We start from the raw sequence: 26,061 nt of genomic DNA, 5'->3' as shown, positions 1-26,061 counted from the left end.
TTTTCAAATTAAAAAAAATTATAAAGTAAGCTTATATTTGACGCTGTAAATACAGCTTCATGTTTCCCACCAAACCGATTAAATTTTTTTTATTCTTAACGCTACAGTTAACATTCTTATCTATATTTTGTCAGACTTCTTATGAAGAAGCTTTCCCTAATCTATCATTTAATTTCCCGGTAGAAATACAAAATAGCGCTGACAACAGTGATAGGATTTTTGTGGTTGAGCAACCTGGCTTAATTAAAGTGTTTCCAAACATAGAAAATGTAACCATTGAAGAACAAAGTATATTCTTAGATATTTCTTCCACAGTGGCATATAGTGCTGGGCAAGAAATAGGGCTTTTAGGTTTAGCTTTTCATCCAAATTACGAGTCTAACGGGTTTATATTCATTTACTATATAGACCAACCTAGTACTTATAGAATAAATATTGCTCGTTACAAAGTGGACACTTCTAACCCTAATTTGATTGACACTTCTTCAAAAACCCTCATTGCCCAATTCTCAAAAAACCAATCTGACTCAAACCATAACGGCGGTAAAATTGCATTTGGTCCAGATGGTTATCTGTACATCTCAGTGGGTGATGGAGGTGGTGGTGGCGACCCACAAGGTAATGGTCAAAATTTAAATACTGTTTTTGGAAGTTTACTTAGAATTGATGTTGATATAGATGGTAACAATCCCCTTGAAACAAATCCTGAATTACCAAATGGCAAATATGAAATACCTTCTGACAACCCTAGGGTAGGCCAAACTGGGTTAGATGAACTTTATGCCTGGGGTATACGTAATACTTGGAAATTCTCTTTTGATTCCACAGGCAAACTTTGGGGATCAGACGTAGGACAAAATTCATATGAAGAGATCAATATAATCACCAAAGGCGGTAACTATGGCTGGAACAAATTTGAAGCAAAAACAGAACCTAGTTACGGCAACGGTACATCACTTTCTACTACACCCAATATTGAGCCGATATTCTTTTACGACCACAGCGCCTCAGATGTATCCATAACAGGAGGTTACACGTATAATGGTTCAATAACCAGCAGTAATATAAAAAATAAGTATATCTATGGTGATTATGTTTCTGGTCGAGTATGGGCTTTAGAATACGATGCTTCAACTGGCAGAACATCAAACGAGTTGCTCTTTAAAACAAATGGAGAGTTTATTTCTACCTTTGGAGAAGATGAAGATGGTGAACTCTATTTCTCCGATTATGGATCTAATGCCAAATTATATAAATTAACTGAAACCATATCCGGTCCAGAAGCCGCCCCCGAAGATGGTATTGGAGCATGGAAATCACTATCATCTGGAACCAACGGGATTGTTGAAGCTATTGCTACTTCTACTAGCGGTCTAAGTTATATCGCAGGTACGTTTTCTACAGCAGGCGGTATTAGTGCATCAGCTTTAGCCACATTAAGCATCACTGAGGAATGGGGTTCATTGGGGAATGACATTGAAGGCACCATTTTAACTACTGCTCTTGCTCCTGACGGAACTCTTTACATTGGCGGTGAATTTACTGCAATTGCTGGTATAGGCGCTAATAATATCGCCAAATGGAATGGTAGTTCATGGTCTGCTCTAAGCTCTGGCACTAACGGTCCGATCACAACAATGCAGATAGATGAGAATGGCGCATTATTCATAGGAGGAATATTTACAACAGCAGGTGAATTGAACGCAAATAATATAGCTAAATGGGAAAATGAAACATGGAACCTACTTACAGATAGTGCCTCCAATATTTCTGGAACGAACAATGAAGTACGTTGCATACACATAGATAATGATAAGGTCTATGTAGGTGGGAATTTTGATGCAGCAGGGGGAATCCCCGCCTCAAGAATAGCCCGTTGGGACGGTGCTAATTGGTCGGCATTAGTCACAGGAACTAGCGGCTATGTACAAGCTATAAATTCGGCTGGAGAATATATATACGTTGGAGGGAATTTTTCTATTGCCGGCGACAAAACCGTAAATAGAGTTTCTAGATATCATAAAAGTAACGGCACCTGGGAATCATTAGGAAATGGCCTAAGTGGAAATGTAAATGCAATTACTTGTGATGATACCTTTGTATACGTTGGTGGCACATTTGATACCGCTAGTGATGACGGGTTAACGAACAAAATAGTAAACAATATCGCTAGATGGAACTCAGAAACCGGTTGGCAAGCTTTAGGAAACGAAACTGATGTTGGAGTTAACATTAGAGTAAATACTTTAAAATTCATAAAGAACAATACAGAACTTCTAGTAGGTGGCAATTTTAGTTCAGCTGGAGATACAAGCTCTAATAACATTGCTATTTGGAAAGAGGTTTCCTGTACGAATGAAACTATTACAGTGGCATACTTAATTGCGGAAAATTGGGTAAGTGGTGGTGATAGCTTAACGATAACGGAAGGGAATAAAATTACCTTGAGTATACTGCCAAATGACAATTCATTTACCATCACGCTTCCAGATGGCGAGATAGTGAACAATGATTATACAATAGAAAGCATCAATTCAACGGATGCGGGAACTTATATTTTCACTTCTTCGGAAGGTTGTACGAAAAATTTCTCACTTATAGTTGAACCTATAAATTATGATGACGATAACGATGGAGTTACAAATAGTAATGATCAGTGCACAAATACACCTGTAGGGGAAGGTGTAAACACCGATGGTTGTTCTAGCTCCCAATTAAATAATGATGAGGATGGAGATGGAATATTAGATACAATTGATTCTTGCCCAAATACACCTAGTGGCACCATCGTCGATACCAATGGATGTACTATTTCTTCATACCCCTCAAATCAATTTAAAATTACTGCTAAAGGCACATCTTGTATCGATATAGATAATGGTTCAGTTACCATTGAATCTATCACAAATGAAACATTCAGCGGTAGCATTATTGGTGAAAACGAAAATAGAACATTTACTTTTAGCGAATTCATCAATATAGAAGATTTGAAAAGTGGAGTTTATAATGTTTGTATCTCTTCCCTAGAATCCACAAATTACCAAAACTGTTCTAAAGTTGTTATTACTGAACCATTACCATTAGATGTGCTCATAAACTTTGATGATTCAACAAATAACATAAGTCTGAATTTAAGCGGAGCAGACGAATATTACATTGATATTAACGGCAAAAGTTTATTAACTACAAAAAATTTAATAAGTTTAACTCTTTCTGAGGAAATCAATAAAATAAGCGTAAGCACAAATAAACCATGTCAAGGTCAATTTGAAGAAACAGTTTATTTGCAACAATCTCCCTATTTATACCCAAATCCTTTCAGCAATAAACTTTCAATAGATTTAAAATCTCTTGCTATAGATAACGTTGAAATAGCTATTTTTACTGAAGCTGGTGCTTTAGTACATTCTAGCACCTATAAAGTTGAACAATCAATAATCGATATTAATACAACCTTTTTTAACTCTGGTATTTATATTTTAAGATTAAAGAATGGCAACTTCAGTAAATCCTTCAAACTTTTAAGACAGTGAAGAACCCCAATTTATTTATTTTCTTAATCCTAATTATACAATCTTGCGGTGTAGATTCAGAAGTTTTGAAATATGCTCCAGACCAATTTAATATTTCTCTTATTTTCCCAGAAAATGACTCAGAATGTACCGAAGGAATTATTGTTTCGGACACTCAAAGTGAACTCATTTTTGAATGGTCAGATACAAATGATAATAGTCCTTATCAAGTTCACTTAACAAATCTTACAAATTCAGAAACAGGGGTATTTGATAGTGATAATAAAAGTATCGCCATTATTCTTGAACGAACTGTAGCATACTCATGGTATGTAACCGGACAAAATAATAATAGCAGCGAAGTTTGGACTTTTTACAATGAAGGACCCGGTTTAGAATCAACTATTCCCTACCCTGCAACTGCCATATCTCCTGTATCCGGTGCCTCAATTTCACAAACAAGTACTACGGTAAATCTAATTTGGAAAGCCGAAGATGAAGATAATGACATTATAGGATATGACCTCTACTTTGGTGAAACCGAAGAACCAGCTTTACTAGTCAGTGATATCACAACTTCAAGATATAATGACATTCCTGTTGAAGCTGGTAAAACCTATTATTGGAAAATTGTCACAAAAGATAGTGTTGGCAATGAATCTACCTCTGAAGTATTCAATTTTAGTGTTGGTTAAATATTTCATTTAAGCTAAACTAAAACTGTACATAATAAGAAAGCCGATAAATGTATTATTTATCGGCTTTCTTATTAATATGTTTCTTTATTAAAATTCGAGAATTACGAATTCTGAACGTCTGTTTACAGCATGTTTATCTTCTGGGCAATATTTATTGTCATCACATTCATTTAATAACATAGTTTCACCATAGGCCTCTGTTACCAATTTATCATCGGCTATACCTTTAGATAACAAATATGCTTTGGTTCTATCAACTCTTCGTTGAGATAACCAATCATTATACTTGGAAGTACCTCTAGAATCAGTATGGGATGTAATTTTTAGTTTTAAAGTTGGTATATCTTCTAAAACCTGAACCAACGAGTCCAATACCTTTTTAGATTTTGTGTTTACAAACGAAGAATTTAATCCAAAATACACGTTACCCAAACTCTCTATCCTAGATTTAATTTCCGCTTTTTTCTTATTTAAAGCATCTTCTTTTGCTTTCTCGGCAGCAGCCAAAGCATCTGCCTCTTGTTGCTTTTTAAGTCTCTCCGCTAATAAAGCTTCTTCTTTTAAACGATTTACCTCATTTATAGAATCTCTTTGACGTTCTTTTTCTTTTTCAATTGCAGCCAATAATTCGAGCTTTTCTTCACCTCGTTTAGAAAGACCTTTTTCTATTCCGAATTGATAAACCACCCCAGCTGCATGTTGAATATGGTTTGTAGCGCCATCACCTTGGCTCATAGCCCACTTTCCTGTTGAATTAAAATCTAATCCCCATCGATCTGAAAGCCATGTTCTAAAACCAACTACGGCATTATAGGTTCCCCTCCCTTTGTTATTGGCATCAGTATATCCTGCACCAATACCTACGTAAGGATCAAACCAACCCGTTTCACCAATAATTTTATTGATATCGTAGGTAATTCTACCATCAATGCCAAAATAGCTAATATTTTCATTTATAACCTGAGCATCGATAATATTTCCTTCTTTGTATTCATTGTAAGTACCGATAGCTTCTAATCCTAAACCGTTTTTAAAATACCTACCAATACTAACTCTTGAAGGAAATGGAACAATATTCCATTCTTTACCGACATTAAAAAGACCATCGAAAACATTACCTGAATCATCAACTGCGTTGAAGCCAACGCCAACAATCCATGAGCTCTGTACAATACTGTCTTTTGCCGTAATTTGAAGCTCTTCTTGAGCAAAAAAGACAGACGGTAGCACCAGAAAAATTAGTAAACCAAAAGTTTTAGCCGTTTTCATAATTATAAATTTGGGTTTAAAATGTAAAATTAACTTTACACAAGCTGACTTGCAAATTATTACTATATATAGCATTAAAAATCGATTGATAGTTGAATGTAGAATTATAATCGACTAATTACTGTTTGATTTTTATGCTTTTTGAACTGAGCGGTAATTTGTATACACTAAAAGGACTAACTATTAATGAGTTTTCTTCTTTAGCGACTTTAGATCTTTTATTTTGAATTTCTAACAATGTATCCTTCTCCCTTACTACCAATTGAGCATATTCGGAAGCGGAATAATCCCCACACCAAACTAGAATCATTTCACTATCAAAGTCTACTTTTGGAGGTGTCAATCCTGGCTTTCTAGTTCTGTTGATTTTACCGTAAAAAGCATTAAGATCTTTCTGGTTCTTAATAAGAATATAATTCTCTTGTTCAAATCCGCTATAGTTTTCATTTAAAATAAGCTCCATTTCTATGCTATTTGAATCTTGAAGATTACTTGGCACTACACTTTTACAAGAATATACTTGTGTAGTCAACAATAGAAAGAGATAAAGAAAATTCTTAAACATCCTTAAATCTGCTATTGTAGGCTCTTTCATAAACCTCCTCATATAGAGGCACCACTTTCTGTATATCAAACCTTTGTGCTTCCTTAAGAGCGTTAAGTTTAAATCTTTCTAATACACTATCATTCTTTAAAATGGTAATTGCTTTAGATGCCATATCATTAATATCACCAACATCACTTAAAAACCCACTAACACCTTCAGTATTCACCTCAGGTATACCACCGGCGTTACTAGATATAACCGGCACTTTATTAATCATAGCCTCAAGTGCTGCAAGACCAAAACTCTCCGATTGTGATGGCAAAAGAAATAAATCTGAAAAACATAGAATTTTATCAATTTCATTACTATTTCCTAAAAATATCACCTTATCGGCAATACCAAGCTCATCGCATAGGCGTTCCGCACCTGCCTTTTCTGGGCCTTCCCCTACCATGATCAGTTTGGCCGGAATTTCTAATTGAATTTTACTGAAAATCTTAATTACATCCGGTATTCGCTTTACCTTTCTAAAATTACTGATATGTGTTACAATACGTTCTTCTTCTGTAGCCATATTAGACCTTTGGCAATCGGTAAAAGAAGTACTATATTTTTTGGCATCAATAAAATTTGGAATAACCTCAATATCTCCATGGATATCAAAAGTATCTAAAGTTCCTTGCTTTAAACTCTCGGATACCGATGTAACTACATCAGATTGATTTATACTAAATGTTACCGCTGGTTTATAAAATGGATGTTTACCTACCAAGGTAATATCCGTACCATGTAGTGTCGTTATCATAGGCACATAAATACCTTCCTCCTCAAGCATTTTTTTAGCCATATAGCCCGCATATGCATGCGGAATGGCATAATGTACATGAAGAAGATCAATTTTATGAAGCTTTATGGTATCTACCAATTTACTTGACAATGCAAGCTCATAGGGTTGGTAATGAAACAATGGATACTCGGGAACATGAACTTCATGAAAGAAAATCTTATTGCTCAACAACTCTAAACGAACAGGTTGCTTATACGTTATAAAATGAATTTCATGACCCCTATTGGCCAATGCTATCCCTAATTCTGTTGCCACTACACCACTACCTCCAAAGGTAGGGTAACATACTATTGCTATTTTCATTGCAACAAAATTACCTTTTTTAATTCAGAATTGAATTGTAAATGACTTGTTGAATTCTAGTTCTTAACCCAGATTTAACTAAAAGGGTATTGGAAGCAGATGGATATGTTCTGTTAGATAAAAATACATACACAATTTCTTCTTCTGGATCAGCCCAAGTATAGGTGCCGGTGAATCCACTATGCCCAAAGCTCTTTCGTGATACACAACCACAAGTAGGACCACTATGTTGTAACTGGGGCTTATCAAATCCTACCCCTCTACGTACATTGTTATCACAGAAATAACAAGTATTAAATTTCTTCACCGTTCTGGAATCAAAAAACTTGGTTCCACCATAATAACCATCTTGCAAATACATCTGCATTATTTTTGCAACATCGTTGGCATTACTAAAAAGTCCGGCATGCCCTCCTACTCCTGCTTGCATAGCTGCGCCCATATCATGAACATAACCTTGCACGGTACCGTATCTATAATAATCATCTTCCTCTGAAGGCACGATCATTTTTTTATCAAACTTTTCCAGCGGATTGTATGTGGTATGATTCGCGCCGATTCTTCGATATAAAAAATTACTGGTCAAATAGTCCAATCGTTGTTCATAACTGTCCTCTATTACCTTTTTCATTACGTAATAAGGAACGTCACTATAACGATATCTGTTCGATTTTAAATCTTGCCTGCCTATTCTGTTATAAATGGAGTCTTGATAAGCATCCGTCAGATACAGATTATCATACACCTTAGTTGAAAAACCTGGTAAAGGGGAATTCCTATAAAATTCGCTTGAAGGTTTTTTATTTTCATCTAATGTTCTAATGTAAAATGGTATCCAAGCCGGTAATCTACCATAATGGGAAAGTGCTTTTAAAACCGTTACATTCTTAATTTCGGTATCGGAATAATTAGGAACCAATTCTTCGAAAGTATTGTTAAGTCCTATTCTACCTTCTTCCTCCATTTTCATTACCATTGGTAGGGTCGCCAATATTTTTGTCAGCGAAGCAAGATCATAGATATACTCATTGGTGATATTTTCTTGAGAATCATACGTTGGTTTTCCAAAACCTTTTTGATAAATCACTTTTCCTTTTCTAGCTACTAGAACTTGAGCCCCGGGAAACATTAAACTATCGAGACCGTTGTGCATTAGTTTATCGATCTCTTTCAATCCTTTTGAGCTCATACCTACACGTTCTGGAATACTATAGCCTAATCTTCTCAATGATTTAACCTCTACACCTGTATTAACAGAAAACTCTTTATGCGCGGTAACCGGTAATTTCCCAGAGGCACTAACGGCACCAAATAAAATTTCAGCCGTTTTCTCTTGTGCTATAATACTGTTTTGATAGGCCATTACTACAGCATCAATACTGCTAAAGGTTTCGATTTCTGATAAGGCATAAGGTTTAGCAAATACACAAAGTATTAAATTTGAAGTTCGTTCTTTAGCGATTTCTTGCAACCATGCCAATTCACTTTTAGAAAATTTATATGCTTTCCAGGGGCTATCATTACTCATATGATGCCCTATTATAATTAAATTGAAATCTTTTAATCTAGTTTTTAAGGTAGTGATATCATTAGCCTCAACAACGGTTACATTGGCATAATTTTTTAGACCTTTAACAAATGCTTCATTATTGGCATTACCCATTTTTACATAGGCTATTTTTTTATTGTCCAAGTTTTTGATCGACAAAAGATCCAATTTGTTCTTGACTACCGTTATGGCATTCTCAATCGCTTGCTCATAAACAATATCATCTTCAAGACTATTAAGGTCATTGTATAAATTCGCTAAATCAATAGGCTTGTATTTATTTAACCCTGCCTTATATTTTGCCATTAAAATTTTCTTGACCGAGTAAGCCAAACGTTCTTCTGTCAATTTACCTTTTTCATAGGCCTTAGTCAATTTTTCCTTTGCACTGACAATATTTTCGGGCATTAAAAGCATATCATTACCTGCCATAAAAGCGGCGAGTTCTACACTACCGTCTTTACCAGTCGTTGAAACACCTTTCATATTAAGGGCATCAGTAAAAATTAAACCTTTATACCCTAGTTCTTCTTTCAGTATTCCAGAAATGATCTGTTCTGATATCGAAGAAGGTAATTCCTTTTTCATTTCTAGCGCAGGAACCTCTAAATGCGCAACCATTATACTACTTAAACCAGAGGCAATCAGTTTTTTGAACGGATACAGTTCTAAACTATCTAACCTTTTCTTAGAAAAAGGGATAATAGGTAAATTGTGATGAGAATCTACTTCGGTATCACCATGGCCCGGAAAATGCTTTCCATTTGCCAATACACCAGCACGTTCCATTCCTTTTACAAAAGCAATTCCTTTTTGTACCACATTTTCTCTGTTCTCACCAAAGGATCGATTACCGATAATAGGATTTTTAGGATTGGTATTAATATCTAAATCGGGAGCAAAGTTTATATGCACCCCAAGTCTTTTTGCATGTTTGCCAATCTGGTAACCTACTCTTTCAACTATTGAACTATCTTGAATTGCCCCTAAGGTCATGTTCCAAGGAAAAGCGTAAGTAGAATCCAATCTCATAGAAAGTCCCCACTCGGCATCCATACCGATCAACAAAGGTATTTTAGAAACCGCTTGATAATTATTTGTAAGTTTAGCTTGGCGCACTGGTCCGCCTTTAGAAAAAATTACGCCGCCAAGGTTTTCTTGTACAATTAGATCCTTAATCTTATCGGTAACTTGTTTGCTTTGATTAGAAGCAACACTTACCATAAATAATTGCCCCAGTTTTTGATCTAAGCTCAATTGAGCGTATTGACTGTCTACCCAACTTTGTTGTGCTAAACTGTCGCTGGTTACCAACGGATTTTGAGCTAAAATATTGGTACAGCACAATAACCCACAAATAAAAATAAAAATATGGCGCATAAAATAATATGTACAGTGATAACTAATAGGGATGAAAATTATTGCATTTCATCGATAAAACCCAATAAATTCTAATACTTAAGAAGAAATTATGTTAAAGAAAACGTGCATGCCAACTCTCTGAAGCGGGTACTTCCCAATGCTCTAAATACTCTCCTTTATTGGCAACCAGATTGTTGAATACAATAGTCTTCTTTGATATGGCCTTTTGTTTAGCCATAGTCTTAAAATCCAACAAGCTTTTATATGCTATAAATTCACCTTGTTTATAAGATACATTCATTTTATCCAATAGCATAACATCGTACTTTTTTTCCAATTCTTGAATAAAATGTACAGATGCATCTATAGAACAACCTGTTGCTCCTTGTGAGGTTTGATCAAGGGCTATAACAATAAAGCGTTTATACTTTATCTCGTACCCAGCGTTTAAATCATTACCGTGTGCAGTCCAAGATGTAAGAAAAGCATCTAAATCTGACCTGATTTCTAACATTTCAGCATCAGAGAATGAGCGATTACATTGATAAATCCACACTCTGGCAGTTTCCGGTAATGTTTTAAAGTCTACTAGCAATTTTTATATATTTAATATTATAAATCTTCTGCAGTTGCAATTAATTCAGCAATATCCATTACCGCAACAGCATCTTCCTTTTCCTTATTTTTAACTCCGTCTGTCATCATGGTGTTACAAAACGGACAACCTGCAGCAATAATTTCGGGTTTGGTTTCCAAAGCTTGTTCTGTACGTTCAATGTTGACATCCTTATTTCCATTCTCTGGTTCCTTGAACATTTGCGCACCTCCGGCACCGCAACATAAACCTCTTTGCTTACAGCTTTTCATCTCAATAAGCTCAGCATCCAATTTTCTAATAAGGTCTCTTGGTGCTTCGTAAACCCCATTGGCCCTTCCTAAATAACATGGGTCATGAAATGTTATACGCTTACCTTTAAACGAACCACCTTCCATAGAAATTCTTCCATCATTAAGCAAATCCTTAAGAAATTGGGTATGGTGTACTACTTCGTAATTACCTCCTAAACCAGGATACTCATTTTTAATCGTATTAAAGCAGTGTGGACAAGCCGTAACTATTTTCTTAATTTCATAGGCATTCAGTACCTCAATATTCGTAACGGCCTGCATCTGAAATAAAAATTCATTACCAGCACGTTTAGCAGGATCACCAGTACAACTTTCTTCTGTCCCAAGTACAGCAAAAGATACATTTGCCTTATTTAAAATCTTAACGAAGGCCTTCGTTATTTTCTTTGCTCTATCATCAAAACTACCGGCACAACCTACCCAAAATAAAACTTCGGGTACTGTTCCAGACGCAAAAAACTCTGCCATTGTAGGCACTTTCAATTCACTTGCCATAACTTTCTTTAAGATTCTTTACTCCAATTTAAACGGTCCATTTGGTTAAATGGCCAAGGTGCTCCATTATTCTCAATATTACCCATCATGTTATTCAAATCTGTAGGAGCTGCAGATTGTTCCATTACCAGGTACTGTCTCATATCCATAATAATAGATAAAGGATCAATACTTATTGGACAAGCCTGTACACAGGCATTACATGAAGTACATGCCCATAATTCTTCCGGTGTAATATAGTCGTTCAGTAATTGTTTGCCATCATCTTTAAATTCACCCTTATTTTCATCGATATTCTTACCGACTTCTTCAAGACGATCACGAGTATCCATCATAATTTTACGGGGCGATAATTTTTTCCCGGTCTGATTGGCAGGACATTCACTAGTACAACGACCACACTCCGTACATGTATAAGCATTTAATAGTTGCACCCAGCTTAAATCTTGCACATCTGATGCTCCAAACTTATCTGGAACAGCTGCATCTTCTGCAGGTTCTGCGTACGGGTCAGCATCTGGATCCATCATCATACGAACTTCATCAGTTACAGATTGTAAGTTCTTAAACTGACCTTTAGGCGTTAGTTTGCCATAATACGTATTCGGGAAGGCCAGAAGAATATGTAAATGCTTTGAATAGTATAAATAATTCAAGAAAAACAATATACCGGCAATATGCAACCACCAAGCAGTACGTTCTATTATAACCAAAGTGGGTATGGTCATATTCTCAAATAATGGCGCTAGAAAACTACTTATAGGAAAAGAACCTGCAGCGGCATAGTGATCAGCACCCATTTGCTGCAATTGATAATCTGCCCCATTCATGGTCAAAAACAAGACCATAAGTACCAATTCTATATAAAGAATCAAGTTACCATCATTCTTTGGCCAACCCTCCATTTCTGGTTTAAAAAATCGTTTTAGTTTTATAATATTTCTTCTGATCCAAAATACTACTACCGCTACTATTACCAACAGCGCCAAAACTTCAAAAGAACCTATTAAAAAATCATATACAGGACCTAAAACGGCAAACATTCTATGCGTACCAAAAATACCATCCAAGATAATCTCGAGAACTTCAATGTTAATAATCACAAAACCAACATAAACAATGATGTGTAAAATACCGGCAATTGGCCTTACAACCATTTTAGTTTGCCCCAAGGCAATCTTTGCCATGTTTTTCCATCGTTGCGGTTTATTATCGGTTAAAGAAGCATCTTTACCTAGAAAAATATTTCTTTTTAACTTGGAAATATTCTTTACAAAAAAACCGACACCTACAACAAGTAGGATTACAAAAATTACATTAGGGAGATATTGCATATAATTTAATATTCTTTAATTCTCAATAGAATTTGCAGCTGGATCATCTTCTGGCAGTTCATATTCTTTTTGTTTTTTACCAAAAACAGATACGTTTACATACCTTTTTGGATTCAAACGAAAATCTTGTAATAACAGATCTAACTCTCTAGAAGCGTTATTTAAATTTGTATAAAGCTCCTTATCATTCATAAGTAAGCCTAAAGATCCGTCACCATTTTCAATTTTAGAAGTCACCTGATCCAAACTTGCCATTGTAGATTCTAAACTTTCCAAAGTACGACCAAGTCCGGCTGCATTTAATGAATCTGAAAGTTTTGCGAAGTTTGCCGTTAGTTTTTCAAAATTTTCGAATGAAGTATTCAACTTTTCCTCATTACCCGCCAAAACGGTATTAAGTGTTGCGGCACTGCCGTTTAAACTATTGATCAACGTATTTAAACCACCAATAACTTCTTTCAATTCTTTTTTGGTGTTCTCATCTAAAACAGAATTTACGTTAACCAGAACAGAATCTGCTCCAGATATAGCAGACTCCACTTTACGTACCAAAGGATTAAGTTTTTGCTGTGCCAAGTCTGTAATACCAGGCCTTGTTTCTGTTTTCAATGTATCACCAGATTGAGCAGGTGCCCCATCGAAAATAGGTTTTATCTGTAAACCTTTTCCACCTATAATACCTGTATCATACAACTCTACGGTACTATTTTTAGAAAATTTAAAATCATTACCTACCGTAAAAGTCACCAATAAATTTCCTTTTTCATCTAAAAATCGAATATCATTGACCTTACCAACACTGAAACCGTTTATCGAAACAGTAGTACCAGATTGTAAGCCCCCAACATTAGGGTAAACGGCAAAAAATGTTTTGCTATTATCAAAAATTGGGGTGGACTTTAAATAGCTGAATCCCATGATGAACAGCAAGATGCCACCAATAACAATAATTCCTGTTTTTAATTCTCTAGATAGTTTCAAGCAGTTGAATTTTTATTACACTCAAAATTATGAATAATATTTACACTTTATGGATTAAATTGAGAAACCTCGTCAATGGCTTCTTGAATAGGAATTCTTTCGCCTAGTTTATAAGCAACAATATATGCGGAACCATACCCTTTATTTTGCGCTTGACTTTGCATCATTTTAGCTTCCCTATATGATCTTGTTTCTCCATACATATATCTATACAAGTTTTTATATGGTTCTTGTGAAAGATTTGAAAGACCTTTAAAATTACTAGGACTTAGAGGTACATTTTTACTACTTGCCATTAACTGAATTTTAAAGACAATAGATTTTGCCACCTCATTGGCATTGATTGCTTCCTTTACGGCTGCAGTTGTTTCTTCCGTTTCTTTTTTTACTTCCACAGATGGCACATTTACCGAATTAGGCTTTTTAGCATCTGCAACTTTTTCAGCGACTGGATCTTTTACTGCAACTTCCTTTTCATTAATTTTCTGAACTGCAAGTTCTTTTTCCTCTTCTGCTTTGGCAACCACATCCTCTTTAATTGGTGGAGCCTTAGGTTGTGACACAGTAGCCTCTACATTCTTTACGGTTGGTTGAACACCTTCCTTATAATTTAAAATTGCCTTTGCAATGGCATCTCCCATTTCATTCTGCCCTTTGGATGAGTTCAAATAAGCCCCTTCTTCTTTATTGGTTAGAAATCCGGTTTCAACCAGTACACTTGGCATGAAAGTTTGGTGCAAAACAATAAAACCAGCTTGCTTCACCTTTCTATCCGTTCTTTTAAGTTGTTTAGAAAACTTTTCTTGAATCATAGTAGCCAAGGCTACACTCTGATCTAGAAATTCCTCTTGCATTATTGTAAGCCCAATAACCGATTCTGGTGAATTAATATCATAGTCGGCATATCTATTCTCATAATTATCCTCTAAATAAATCACCGAGTTTTCTTTCTTTGCAATCTCAAAATTTTGTTTGTTGGCATGAAGCCCCAGTACAAAGGTACCCGCTCCATGTGCATCAGATGTATGGGAATCACAATGAACAGACACGAACAAATCTGCATTGGCTTTATTCGCAACTTCTCCCCTAACATACAAATCAATGAAAGTATCATCTTTACGGGTGTAAATTACTTTGATGTCTTTATTCTTTTCAAGAATTTCTCCTACTTTCAAAACAATATTTAAAGCAATCTTTTTCTCTAGATACCCATTACCAAGATTTCCAGGATCATGACCGCCATGACCGGCATCTAAAACAACAATAAACGGGTCATCTGACTTAACCTCTTGTTTTACAACAGAAAAAGACAATAAAAAAAAGGCTGTTACTAAAACCAGTGTAATGCTAAAGAATTTTATTTTCATACGTATTAGGGATTATATCGCCCTTATTATGGTTAAATTTATGGTAAGACCCTACATATGGATTAAAAAATATATGTAAGTTTGACATCTTAAATAACGGCTCATTGGACCGCCAAACCTTTACAAAAATAGGATATATAGCCTTGCAATCAAACAAACAATACTTACTTTTCCTATTCATGGTTGTTGTCTGTGGTTTTTTTGCCATTGGTCAAGAAGGTAAAATTACTCCGCTGAATATCAAAGCAGATAGAGATTCAATAATCGCGCCGTTATTTCCACCATCCGCAATTAGAGACTCTATAGCAAATGATTCTTTAGCAGCAGATTCACTAAACCAAAAGCCTCCACTACTACTAGATAAAATTACCTATAAGGCTAAAGATTATGTGAAATTGAGCCAAAAAGAGAACAAAATCTATCTTTATAATGAAGCGGAAATCTATTATCAAGATACCGAATTAAAAGCTGGTATCATTATAATGGATTACATTAAAAATGAGGTCTATGCCGGTAGAATGGTAGATTCTTTAGGCAATTATACGCAGCTACCCTATTTTAAGCAAGGCTCTAACATTGTTATACCAGATTCCATCCGATTTAATTTTGATACGCAGAAAGCTCTTATTTGGAATTCTAGAACAGAACAACAAGCTGCAGCTGGTGCACTAGGTAGCGATGCCATGAAAGTGTATGCCGAAATCACCAAAAAGGAAAATGATTCGGTTTACTTTTTAAGTGAAGCTAAACTAACGACATCAACAGACACTATTAACCCAGATTACTATATAAGAGTAAGAAAGGCAAAATTTGTACCTAAGAAAAAAGTAATTGCCGGGTTCAGTAATTTATACATTGCAGATGTGCCAACACCGATTGCAATGCCATTTGCCTATTTTCCATTAAGTGTTGGTAGATCTGCAGGGGTGCTTATGCCCGCTTTTGGTAACGATCCAGATGCCGGATACTTTTTACAGGATATGGGTTATTACGTACCATTGGGCGACTATGCCGATATTACCCTTACAGGAGATTTTTATACAAACGGAAGTTACGCCTTTAGAACTGCATCTATTTACACCAAAAGATATAAATATAGAGGGAATGTAAACCTAAGATTCGAAAATATAGTTAACAGTCAAAAGGGGTTTAGTGACTACAGCCTTTCAAGAAACTACAATATTCAATTTTCACATACGCAAGACACCAAGGCGAGTCCGAACTCCAGATTCTCCGCATCCGTAAACTTAGGTAGTAGTGATTATTATCAAAATTCATTACAACAACGAAATTTACCGAACACACAAAACAATACCTTATCATCATCGATATCATACTCTAAAACATTTCCAAATTATCCTTCTGTGAACATGAGTATGACCGCTACCCATTCACAACTAACATCAGTTGCAACAGATGATGATGATGACGACGATAATATCAATATGACCTTACCTACATTTCAAGCAAGTGTAGAGCGTATTTATCCGTTTGTAAAGCGCGATGGCATAAAAAAGGGTATAATCGACAATATTAACTTTCAATACAGCGTCAATGCTCAGAATCGATTGACCACCAACGATGAAGATTTTTTTACTTCGAAAATGTTCGACAATGCCCGTGTAGGTGCCAGCCATAGTATACCAGTTGCAACCAACTTTAAAGTAGCCAAGTTTTTCAGTGTCAGCGTGGGCGGTAACTACGAAGATGTATGGACACTAGAAACGTACAACCAAAGTTATGATGAAGATCTTGACGAGGTCGTAAGGGACACCATAAGTGGGTTTGACCGCTATAACACCTATAATTTTAGCGCTAGTATTGGAACGACACTTTATGGAACTTTCAATTTTGGTGAAGACAAAAAAATACAAGCCATAAGACACACCATGAGACCATCACTTAGCTATGGTTATGCTCCTTCTTTTGAACAGTTTTATGACGAATATCTTGGTGAAGATGGCGTAGAAGTGCAGTATAGCCGATTTACGGGCACACTTAATGGAGCACCGTCTTTAGGTAAATCAAACAGCTTAAGTTTCTCTTTGGCTAACACTTTAGAAGCAAAAGTAAAAGACAAAGATTCCACCAAGTTAGAGCCTAAAAAGGTATCGCTTCTAAGCAATTTCAATATATCAACAGGTTATAATTTTGTATCGGATTCCCTCCGCTTAAACCCCTTAAGCATTAACGGAGGAACAAGTATTCTTGACAATAAGATGTCGATTAACTTTTCTGCAGGTTTAGACCCATACGCAATTGACAATAACGGCACTAGAATTGACACATGGAATATTGACAATGGCGGAAGCCTTTTTAGACTGACAAGGGCAAACGCCAACGTATCTTACTCAATTAGCAGTGATATGTTCGGTAAGAAAGACGATAAAGGCAGAAAAGAAGATGAAGAAGAATTAGATCCATTTGACTATGTTGCTCAAAGTGGCGGTAGAGACGATGATCTATTTGGTAGGGCCGATGATTTCAATTCAAACCCCATTAAAAAAGACGACAAAAATGCCGATGTAGAAAACCCCGTTTACGGCACCAAGATTCCTTGGAATTTTAGATTAGCTTATTCGGCAAATTATAGCAATACCGCTAGGCAAAATGAATTTAGCAGCCACTCTTTAATGTTTTCTGGAGATATTGAACTAGCCCCAAGGTGGTCTGTAGGAGGTTCTTCGGGTTACGATTTTAAAAATCAAGGTTTTACTTTAACGCAATTACGTTTTCAACGAGATCTAAAGAGTTTTACCATGCGTTTTAACTGGACGCCTTTTGGCACATATAAAAGATGGTATTTCTTTATTGGTATAGATTCATCAATTCTGAAAGATCTTAAGTGGGAAAACAGAAGCCAGAACTAATGTTTAAATACTAGCTACTATGAAAAAGATTATAAATACCGAGAATGCCCCAGCACCGATAGGACCATATAACCAAGCTATTTTAAGTAATGGCACCTTATATATTTCCGGTCAAATTCCAATCGACCCAAAAAGTGGAGAGCTAGTTTCTGGAGATATTAAATTGGAAACAAAACAGTCTATGGAAAATTTAAAGGCCATTTTAACCGAAGCTGAAATGACCTTTGAAAATGTTGTGAAGTCCTCTATTTTTCTTAGTGACATGAATCAGTTCACCGAAGTTAACGAGGTTTATGCTACCTATTTTAATGCCGACACAGCACCTGCGAGAGAAACGGTTGAAGTAGCAAATTTACCTAAGTTTGTAAATGTTGAAATTTCAATGATTGCAGTAAAATAAATTTCTACATATTAGATCTGTGAAACTCAACAAGTCCCTCAATAGGTCTTTGTCTAATAACACCAACTATCAAATCATTTCTAAGTAAAACAGATGTTAATTCATCTCTTAGATAATGGGCAATACTACCCACAAAATTGATTGGCACCTTGGTAGCCAATTCAAACTGCATTACATAGTTATTTATAAACTGCTGAAAACCTTTATCAATTACCCCTTTTGAGTACGGGTGATCTTTATTTTCAATTAAAAACCGAGCAAAAGTAGCTAAATACGTATTTGGGTTTGGCTGCTTGTACAAGTTCTCCTTAATCACATCGGCATCTAAATCATGTGATGCCGCAAACTTATGTGCTAGATCAGATGGCATTTTATGAAAGTAGTAGTCACGTATCAACTTACGGCCAAAGAAATTTCCACTACCATCATCCATAGGAATATAGCCCAATGAGGTTACTTTTTGAAATAATTGGTTACCATCATAATAACTACAATTAGACCCTGTCCCCAAAATACAAACGATACCTTGATGACCAACTTTGGTAGTAGCAAAAATTGCCGCATACGTGTCTTCTTTTACATCTGCTTTTGCATTAGGAAAGAAGTCTTTAAATATCCCTTTCAAAAAGACCTTCATACGATCGGTACCACAGCCGGCACCATAAAAGTACAGATGACTAACTTTCTCCCTGTTCTTAGAAAGTTCAAAATTATTCGCTAAGCGATCTTCTATGACATCTTTTGTCAACACCTCTGGACTTAAACCCAATGTTTGCGTTAAAAAAAGCTGTTCGCCATTTTCATCTAAAGCAATCCAATCTGACTTGGTTGCGCCACTATCTACTATTAAAATCATATACCGAATGTCTTTAAAAAAATAAACCTGAAAACAAGACGCAAAAGCCTCATTTTCAGGATATATTATTGTTATACTAAAATGATGCTTACAACGTGTTAACGTGCTGAATAAGGTCTACCATTTTATTGGAGAAACCAGCTTCGTTATCATACCAGCAGATTAACTTGAAGAATTTAGAATTCAACTCAATACCTGCACCTGCATCAAAAACACTTGTGTGAGACTCACCAACAAAATCTTGAGAAACGACAGATTCTTCAGTATATCCTAAAACACCTTTCAACTCACCTTCAGAGGCAGATTTAAATGCTTTTTTAATTTCTTCGTAAGAAGTTTCTTTTTCAAGACGTACTGTTAAATCAACTACAGATACATCGGCAGTAGGAACTCTAAATGCCATACCTGTAAGTTTACCTTCTAATGCAGGTATTACCTTGGTTACCGCTTTTGCAGCACCTGTAGAAGCAGGTATTATGTTCAACATTGCACTTCTACCACCTCTCCAGTCTTTCTTTGAAGGACCATCAACGGTCATTTGAGTAGCAGTAGTTGCGTGTACCGTAGTCATCAACGCTTCTTCAATACCAAAGCTATCATTCAATACTTTAGCCATTGGCGCTAAACAGTTTGTAGTACAAGATGCATTAGATACAATTGTATTATCAGCTGTAACCTCAGTATGGTTTACACCCATTACAAACATTGGAGCATCTTTAGATGGAGCAGAAATAACCACTTTTTTAGCTCCACCATCAATATGATATTGAGCAGTTTCTAAAGTTGTGAAAATACCAGTACACTCCGCAACGGTAGTAGCACCAACCTCGTCCCACTTACAGTTTTTTGGATCTCTTTCTGCAGTAATACGCACAGTTTTACCGTTTACGATCAAATCACCATCTTTTACATCAACCGTACCATCGAATTTACCGTGAACAGAATCGTACTTTAACAAGTAAGCCAAGTGCTCAACATCTAATAAATCATTGATAGCAACCACATCAACATCACCACGTTTTACCGTTGTTCTGAAGACCAATCTACCTATTCTACCGAATCCGTTTATTCCTATTTTCAAATTTGACATTTTCTCTCTTTTTATTATTTAAAATTATGTAGTCATTATTTCTGAAACTCGTATAAGTTCCTTATCAATTTTCGTATGTCCTTTTATCGCCTTGTTAATTGGCGTTAGTGTAAGTTGGTTATCCTGTATACCCACCATAAGGTTTGTTTTGCCTTCTAATAATGCCTCAACTGCCTTAACTCCCATTCTACTGGCAAGTACACGATCAAAACAAGATGGCGCACCACCTCTTTGCATATGCCCTAATACCGATACACGTACATCATATATAGGTAAATGCTCTTCAACATACTCTTTAAGTTCGAATACGTTTTTACCAGATTTATCTCCTTCGGCAACTATTACAATACTTGAAGACTTACCAGACTCTTTACTTCTCTTTAGAGATTCAAGCAATCTATCTAACCCTAAATTTTCTTCGGGAATCAAGATTTCTTCTGCACCAGCGCCAACACCTGCATTCAATGCAATGTGCCCAACATCTCTTCCCATAACTTCAACGAAAAACAATCTGTTATGAGAACTTGCCGTATCGCGAATTTTATCAATACATTCTACCACAGTATTCAAAGCTGTGTCGAAGCCTAGTGTAAAGGTAGTACCAAAAATATCGTTATCAATGGTACCGGGAATACCTATTACAGGAAAATTATACTCCCTGTTAAATATCATGGCCCCTGTAAAACTACCATCACCACCTATAACTACAAAAGCATCTATACCGGCTTTCAATAGTTGATCATGAGCTATTTTTCTTCCTTCCGGTGTTCTAAAATCGTTACATCTAGCAGATTTTAGAATAGTACCACCTTTATTGATAATATTGTTTACGCTACGGGCATCCATTGGTTTAAAATCCCCTTCTATCATACCCTGATACCCTCTGTAGACTGCAACACAATCTACCTTCATATAGGCACATGTACGAACAACCGATCTAATTGCTGCATTCATGCCAGGAGAATCACCCCCTGAAGTCAGCACTGCTATTTTTTTAATTTGTGATATCATTGAAAAATTTAAGCCAACGAAATTAATGAATCTTAGTCAAAAACGGAATATTCTGCCATCGCATTTTAAGAAAAAATCAACGAAAAGGATTTCGTTGTAACATATTGATGGTTAATTTCTTAAAAAGCTTAAATACTTAACAATTAGATTGCATTTAGTTATCGATTTAATGATTTTGACTTATCGTAAAAACGAATAAGACTATCATTGCCCATAACTGAAGAAGGGCTTTCAATTTCTCTAACAGGCTCTTCTTTTTCCTTAGGCTTTGTTGCCAGTATTTTCTGAAAAAGCTCCCTAAAATTATTAAAATCAACCTCGTATGAGATACCTGCGCCTTGAGTGGACCCTTGAAGATCCGATAAATATGCCTGAATTTCACTTTGTCTACTAAAGAAATTTGCACTCAAAGTACCCTCTTCGTTTAATAAAACTTGTATTTCAAAATCGCCGGCCACCAAAGTTTCACTTGACGCACCTACCGGAACCCCAACTTTACCATTGAATAAAATTCTATCTGATATTTGGGTAGAAACCGTAACACCAATACGATCATCTGTCTCTATATCGGCAGAACGATCCAATATACCTTGCTCGTAAGATAAACCAAGATTAAACTTATCATTACCACCACTTAAAATGGAATTCAAAATACTTGATGCACTTTGCACTAAATTACCGGTAATCGCTTGTTGATTGATTCCACTCTGGGAATTCACAAAGGTACCTTGCGCCAATAAGAATATAGCATTCTTTTCTTCTACGGTAGGATCCTGCAAACGATATTCCAATTCTGATTTAACAACGGAATTGGTTCCAGGAAAATCGATACCGAAATCAATATCTGGCTTTTGCAACTGCCCCGTTAAGCTTATAATAACATCTGTAGGTATTCTACGGGTAAAACCTGCATCATCCAATAGCGGTGCCGGGTTAGCATTCAATGAATATACAGCCTCCATATTCAGTATGGCTTCCAATGGTTTTTGGTCCCAATTAATAGTTCCACCAGGTTCAACAGAAAATTTCTTATCTATAATACCCCCAAACTTATAATTGAATTCACCGGTTACTACAACGTAATCACCATACATTTCAAATTTACCGTTTGTATTGATCTGTATTAAAATAATACCGACCCCGGTTCCTTTTAGTGAACTTCCCGTTTTTGTATCCGTAACAATTTCAACTTCGGCATCTGGCGTTACATCTAAATTGAATTCAAGCTCCAAACCTTGATAGTCTTTTAACTGGCGTTGACTTTCAATTCTCTTTCTATCATTCTTTTCAATAAAATTTATAAAGGAATAATCACCTACACTAGCTACATCACTCAGCGGAATTTTTAAAGAAGTTCCTTTTGCTGTAGTACCGTCAACCGTAATATTCAAAGCGGTAGTTGGTCCATAAATACGCCCCGTACCATTTAAATAACCCGTACCATAATAAAGCTCACCTTCTTTAAATTCGGTATTTAATATTAAGAACCGTTCATTCTGTGTATCCACATTTAAATCTAACACCCAATCTTTAAAGAAACTATGGGTAATGGTACCATCTAAATTAGCGGTGGTACCTTTGGCTACATCTTTTAAGGCTATATTTTCAAAATCGAATGTTTGATTACTTAAAACGACTCGAGAGCGTGGTGCAAATTCATAATCTACATTTAAATAAGGTACGGCTATACCAGCATTGTCCAAAGTTAGGAGTCCGTTAAAAATAGGATTATCCACATTTCCCTTAATACTGACCCTACCATCGACCTCTCCCCTAATATGATCAATAACCCCTTCACCCAAAGGACTAAAGGGCTCTAAATTAAAGTTATTAAGATTGGCAATTAAATTCGCCCTAGGAACATCTCCCCTATTCTCTATACTACCAACGACACTAAATTTTTCCAAACCATTATCAGACAACTGAGAATTTACCTGAAATTCGGTCAAATCTCTATTACCAATAATACTTATAGCCAAGTCGCCTAACGGAATGTCGTTAATGCCAAATTTATCGATATTTAGATTTGAGGAAGGCAAATAAATACCATCTTTCTGTAATACATTTAGTGTTCCATTTACTTCCCCTTGTAATTTTAAACTATCAATAACAGGCGTAATCTTATCTAATGAAACAATTTTAAATTGCAGCTGCAGGTCTTTATAGGTAGAATCAGCCAATTGCCCTTTTAACCTAATTTGCTCCTTTTCCTCATTGTTCATTACAATTTCTTGTATTGTAATACTGTCTAGAGCCCTATTTAAAATTACTTTATTCTTTGTATTGCCTTCTTTATTTAATACCCACTTATTACCTTTAAAATTGACATCTGAGGTTTTAAGACCAATAACAGATTTATTATCCTTATTGAACGTATGATAAAAATTGAGGTTATAAGAATCATTGAACTCACTACCTCCCTTAAACTCAGATCTAAAGAACAAGGTATCCTTTAAGGTGGTGTTGATCAAGTTGAAATCTTTAAAATTGTAATAAGGCGTATCTAATTCCCCGACCGACACATAGGTATTGAACAGCGGGTTTTTGTTATCGATACGAACTTCAATTTTATCTGCCGCTGTACCAAAGGCCTCTATACTTGGCGACTCAAAATTCAATTTAAAATCGCCTTCATCCGCTACTATATTACCTTTAATAAAAGTATTTGGATCAAAGCGAACTTCTGGAAAAAACACATCAACAATTTTATTGTAGATCTTAAAATTGAAAGAAAGGTTTTGACCATCTGATATTTGAAAAGGCCTATAATTTGTATAAATACTACCCAATGAGTTCTGCACAAGTTTACCCAACTCCCTCACCTTAAAATTACCTTTCATGAAACCGGTAATTATATCTGGAGAATTAATATTGATTGTACGTTCCCTTTCTTGATCAAAACTTGATGTCACCGCAAAATCTTCAAAATAATAGGTGTCGTTTTTATTTTGATAACTTGTTTGGGTAAAATTAATATCACCAACAATATTATCTAATGTTGTACCGGTGATATCCATACTAACATTTCCTTTAAATACAGATACGCTATCGTTAATAATATTCAGTTTTTTTAAATCTGCATAATCTACCGAGGCGATGAAGTTGAAGTTGTTTCTGGTTTCGGCAACATTGGCAAGACCTTTAAAATCGAATTTAAAATTCTCATCGTTACTCACCAACGAACCATCGAACAGCTGATCTTTTATGATACCGGAAACACGAATATCTTGATAATTGTATTTATTAAACTCAATAGAATAAATTTGACCAATTACCTCGGTATTCAGTTTTTCCTTTACAAAACCTTTTCCTTCTACATTAAAATCTAAAGTAGTTTTACCTAAGTTTTTATTCTCGGCAAAATCACCCAAATCAAAATCTATTAAAGAAATAAAACCTTTATAGGTGGCATTGTCAATATTATTGAAGTCACTCAGTACAATATCTGCATAACTACTGCCCACCGCAGTATTTAAATTCACCTTGGCATCTATGGACGAATTGGTAATAAATGCATTACCACGAATGGTAAATTGCCCTAATTTACTAAATGATGAAGGCAGAGAGTTACCAATTAAATTAGGCAATAAAGCATTTAATTGATAATAGCTACTTGTAACATTTCTCATTTCAGCATCTAAACTGAACGGTTTCTGCTTGTTAAAAAGGTTCTTAAAATTAAAGTTACCTCGTATACCGGTATCATCTGAAAACAAGAAGAGGTCATCTGTATTTAAATCGTTCAATACTCCGTTTACATTGGCATTGAATGTAACCTCTTTGCCTTTTCCAAATTCATCATAAAGTAAATTAACTTCATCAAATGCCACTTTAGATTCCTTAAACTCGGCAACTACATTCACCTTATTTAAAAAATCGGCAAAGTCTTCTCTGTTATAATTAAAAACCAAATTGCCATCCAATTCAGATAAAGGAGTTTTAATCTGTAAAGAATCAAAACGCATTTGTTGCTTGGTATATTTAAAGTTAGTTGCCATACGATCTACTTTTAAGCCCCTTTTACTATAGAAAGCCATTTCTTGAATATCGGCTGAAACTTCTGGTCCCAGAATCAAAAAATCACCGGCACTAATATTTAAACTATCAAAATTTAAAACTGTAGTATTTTGTAAATTTTCGTCTATATATTTAAACCTGCTCTTGGCGATATCGACTTTAGAAGAAGATAATTTAAAAGGAGGCGTTCCCTCTGCCCTTGGTTTACCATCATCCAATTTATTTACAAATACCTCTAGGTTTGTATTTCTTTCTCCAAAATAAGTTTTGAGCTTAAAATTTAGTTCATCAACAGAAATATCTCCAAACTCCAGATTACCTTGAGCCAAGTTTCCCAAACTTAAAATCGATGTCTTAAGCTCATTTACATAAAACAGCGTGTCTTGTTGATAGTCTTCTATGTATACTCCTTGCAAACCTGTATTCCAAGAAATCAACGACACTTTTAACCTATCAATATTGATATGGGTACCGTACTGATCGTTAATTTTTTTCGTAGCGAACTGTGCCAATAAGGTCTGAACCACTGGCAACGAAAAAATGATGGTACCTAAAACACATATCAGCAATAGCACTAATAATGTTCTAACCAATATTTTTCTCAGTTTTTTGATAGGTCTTTATGTTTTACCTTTGTTATTCAA

At 35.5% G+C, this 26,061-nt stretch carries 17 protein-coding genes; 4 read left to right on the top strand and 13 right to left on the bottom strand.

The features are described 5' to 3' along the window. Window positions 1-59 precede the first annotated feature (59 nt). Both DCS95_RS17535 and DCS95_RS17530 read left to right on the top strand, forming a co-directional pair. Entirely contained in the window at window positions 60-3,533 is a 3,474-nt protein-coding gene (locus DCS95_RS17535; protein WP_116772095.1) for a PQQ-dependent sugar dehydrogenase, read from the top strand. Then, entirely contained in the window at window positions 3,530-4,207 is a 678-nt protein-coding gene (locus tag DCS95_RS17530) for a fibronectin type III domain-containing protein (RefSeq protein WP_116772094.1), read from the top strand. The genes DCS95_RS17535 and DCS95_RS17530 overlap by 4 nt, the downstream gene beginning before the upstream one ends. Before the next feature lie 90 nt (window positions 4,208-4,297). Here DCS95_RS17530 and DCS95_RS17525 read toward each other — a convergent pair whose 3' ends face one another. The 9 genes from DCS95_RS17525 to DCS95_RS17485 all read right to left on the bottom strand — a co-directional run bounded on the left by DCS95_RS17525 (window position 4,298) and on the right by DCS95_RS17485 (window position 15,173). Next, window positions 4,298-5,479: an OmpA family protein gene (locus DCS95_RS17525; protein ID WP_116772093.1), complete on the bottom strand. Its 1,182-nt coding sequence runs from the start codon at window positions 5,477-5,479 to the stop codon at window positions 4,298-4,300. A 118-nt stretch (window positions 5,480-5,597) separates the two neighbouring features. Next, window positions 5,598-6,074 (bottom strand): hypothetical protein, encoded by a 477-nt coding sequence (locus tag DCS95_RS17520; RefSeq protein ID WP_116772092.1) that lies wholly within the window; start codon window positions 6,072-6,074, stop codon window positions 5,598-5,600. Next, window positions 6,037-7,176, bottom strand: a complete 1,140-nt coding sequence (gene bshA, locus DCS95_RS17515; RefSeq protein WP_116772091.1) for an N-acetyl-alpha-D-glucosaminyl L-malate synthase BshA — start codon at window positions 7,174-7,176, stop codon at window positions 6,037-6,039. Before bshA ends, DCS95_RS17520 begins: the two co-directional genes overlap by 38 nt. A gap of 19 nt (window positions 7,177-7,195) precedes the next feature. Beyond that, window positions 7,196-10,105, bottom strand: a complete 2,910-nt coding sequence (locus tag DCS95_RS17510) for a serine hydrolase domain-containing protein (RefSeq protein WP_116772090.1) — start codon at window positions 10,103-10,105, stop codon at window positions 7,196-7,198. A gap of 94 nt (window positions 10,106-10,199) precedes the next feature. Beyond that, window positions 10,200-10,682 (bottom strand): ABC transporter ATPase, encoded by a 483-nt coding sequence (locus DCS95_RS17505; protein ID WP_116772089.1) that lies wholly within the window; start codon window positions 10,680-10,682, stop codon window positions 10,200-10,202. 17 nt (window positions 10,683-10,699) lie between these two features. Beyond that, window positions 10,700-11,491, bottom strand: a complete 792-nt coding sequence (locus DCS95_RS17500; protein ID WP_116772088.1) for a (Fe-S)-binding protein — start codon at window positions 11,489-11,491, stop codon at window positions 10,700-10,702. Between the two features lie 8 nt (window positions 11,492-11,499). Next, on the bottom strand, window positions 11,500-12,825 hold the full coding sequence (locus tag DCS95_RS17495) for a 4Fe-4S dicluster domain-containing protein (RefSeq protein WP_116772087.1): 1,326 nt from the start codon (window positions 12,823-12,825) through the stop codon (window positions 11,500-11,502). A 15-nt stretch (window positions 12,826-12,840) separates the two neighbouring features. After that, entirely contained in the window at window positions 12,841-13,806 is a 966-nt protein-coding gene (locus DCS95_RS17490; RefSeq protein WP_116772086.1) for an MlaD family protein, read from the bottom strand. A gap of 47 nt (window positions 13,807-13,853) precedes the next feature. Then, entirely contained in the window at window positions 13,854-15,173 is a 1,320-nt protein-coding gene (locus tag DCS95_RS17485) for an N-acetylmuramoyl-L-alanine amidase family protein (protein ID WP_116772085.1), read from the bottom strand. A 179-nt stretch (window positions 15,174-15,352) separates the two neighbouring features. On the opposite strand from DCS95_RS17485, the gene DCS95_RS17475 reads away from it, so the two are divergent. Together DCS95_RS17475 and DCS95_RS17470 are read left to right on the top strand one after the other, a co-directional pair. Further along, entirely contained in the window at window positions 15,353-18,043 is a 2,691-nt protein-coding gene (locus tag DCS95_RS17475) for a putative LPS assembly protein LptD (RefSeq protein WP_116772083.1), read from the top strand. Between the two features lie 19 nt (window positions 18,044-18,062). After that, a complete protein-coding gene (locus tag DCS95_RS17470; RefSeq protein ID WP_116772082.1) occupies window positions 18,063-18,443 on the top strand; it encodes a RidA family protein in 381 nt (126 codons plus the stop codon). 4 nt (window positions 18,444-18,447) lie between these two features. Here DCS95_RS17470 and DCS95_RS17465 read toward each other — a convergent pair whose 3' ends face one another. The 4 genes from DCS95_RS17465 to DCS95_RS17450 all read right to left on the bottom strand — a co-directional run bounded on the left by DCS95_RS17465 (window position 18,448) and on the right by DCS95_RS17450 (window position 26,010). After that, entirely contained in the window at window positions 18,448-19,299 is an 852-nt protein-coding gene (locus DCS95_RS17465) for an N-acetylglucosamine kinase (RefSeq protein ID WP_058103289.1), read from the bottom strand. Window positions 19,300-19,387: 88 nt separating this feature from the next. Next, on the bottom strand, window positions 19,388-20,389 hold the full coding sequence (gene gap, locus DCS95_RS17460; protein ID WP_116772081.1) for a type I glyceraldehyde-3-phosphate dehydrogenase: 1,002 nt from the start codon (window positions 20,387-20,389) through the stop codon (window positions 19,388-19,390). Window positions 20,390-20,413: 24 nt separating this feature from the next. Beyond that, a complete protein-coding gene (pfkA, locus tag DCS95_RS17455; protein ID WP_116772080.1) occupies window positions 20,414-21,400 on the bottom strand; it encodes a 6-phosphofructokinase in 987 nt (328 codons plus the stop codon). Between the two features lie 158 nt (window positions 21,401-21,558). Continuing rightward, window positions 21,559-26,010: a translocation/assembly module TamB domain-containing protein gene (locus DCS95_RS17450; RefSeq protein WP_244178487.1), complete on the bottom strand. Its 4,452-nt coding sequence runs from the start codon at window positions 26,008-26,010 to the stop codon at window positions 21,559-21,561. Window positions 26,011-26,061 lie beyond the last annotated feature (51 nt).

Origin of the sequence: Maribacter litoralis, assembly GCF_003075045.1 — a bacterium.
Classification (GTDB): domain Bacteria; phylum Bacteroidota; class Bacteroidia; order Flavobacteriales; family Flavobacteriaceae; genus Maribacter; species Maribacter litoralis.
The sequence above is the reverse complement of the archived record's forward strand: the minus strand, read 5'-3'. Positions and strand labels throughout refer to the sequence as shown.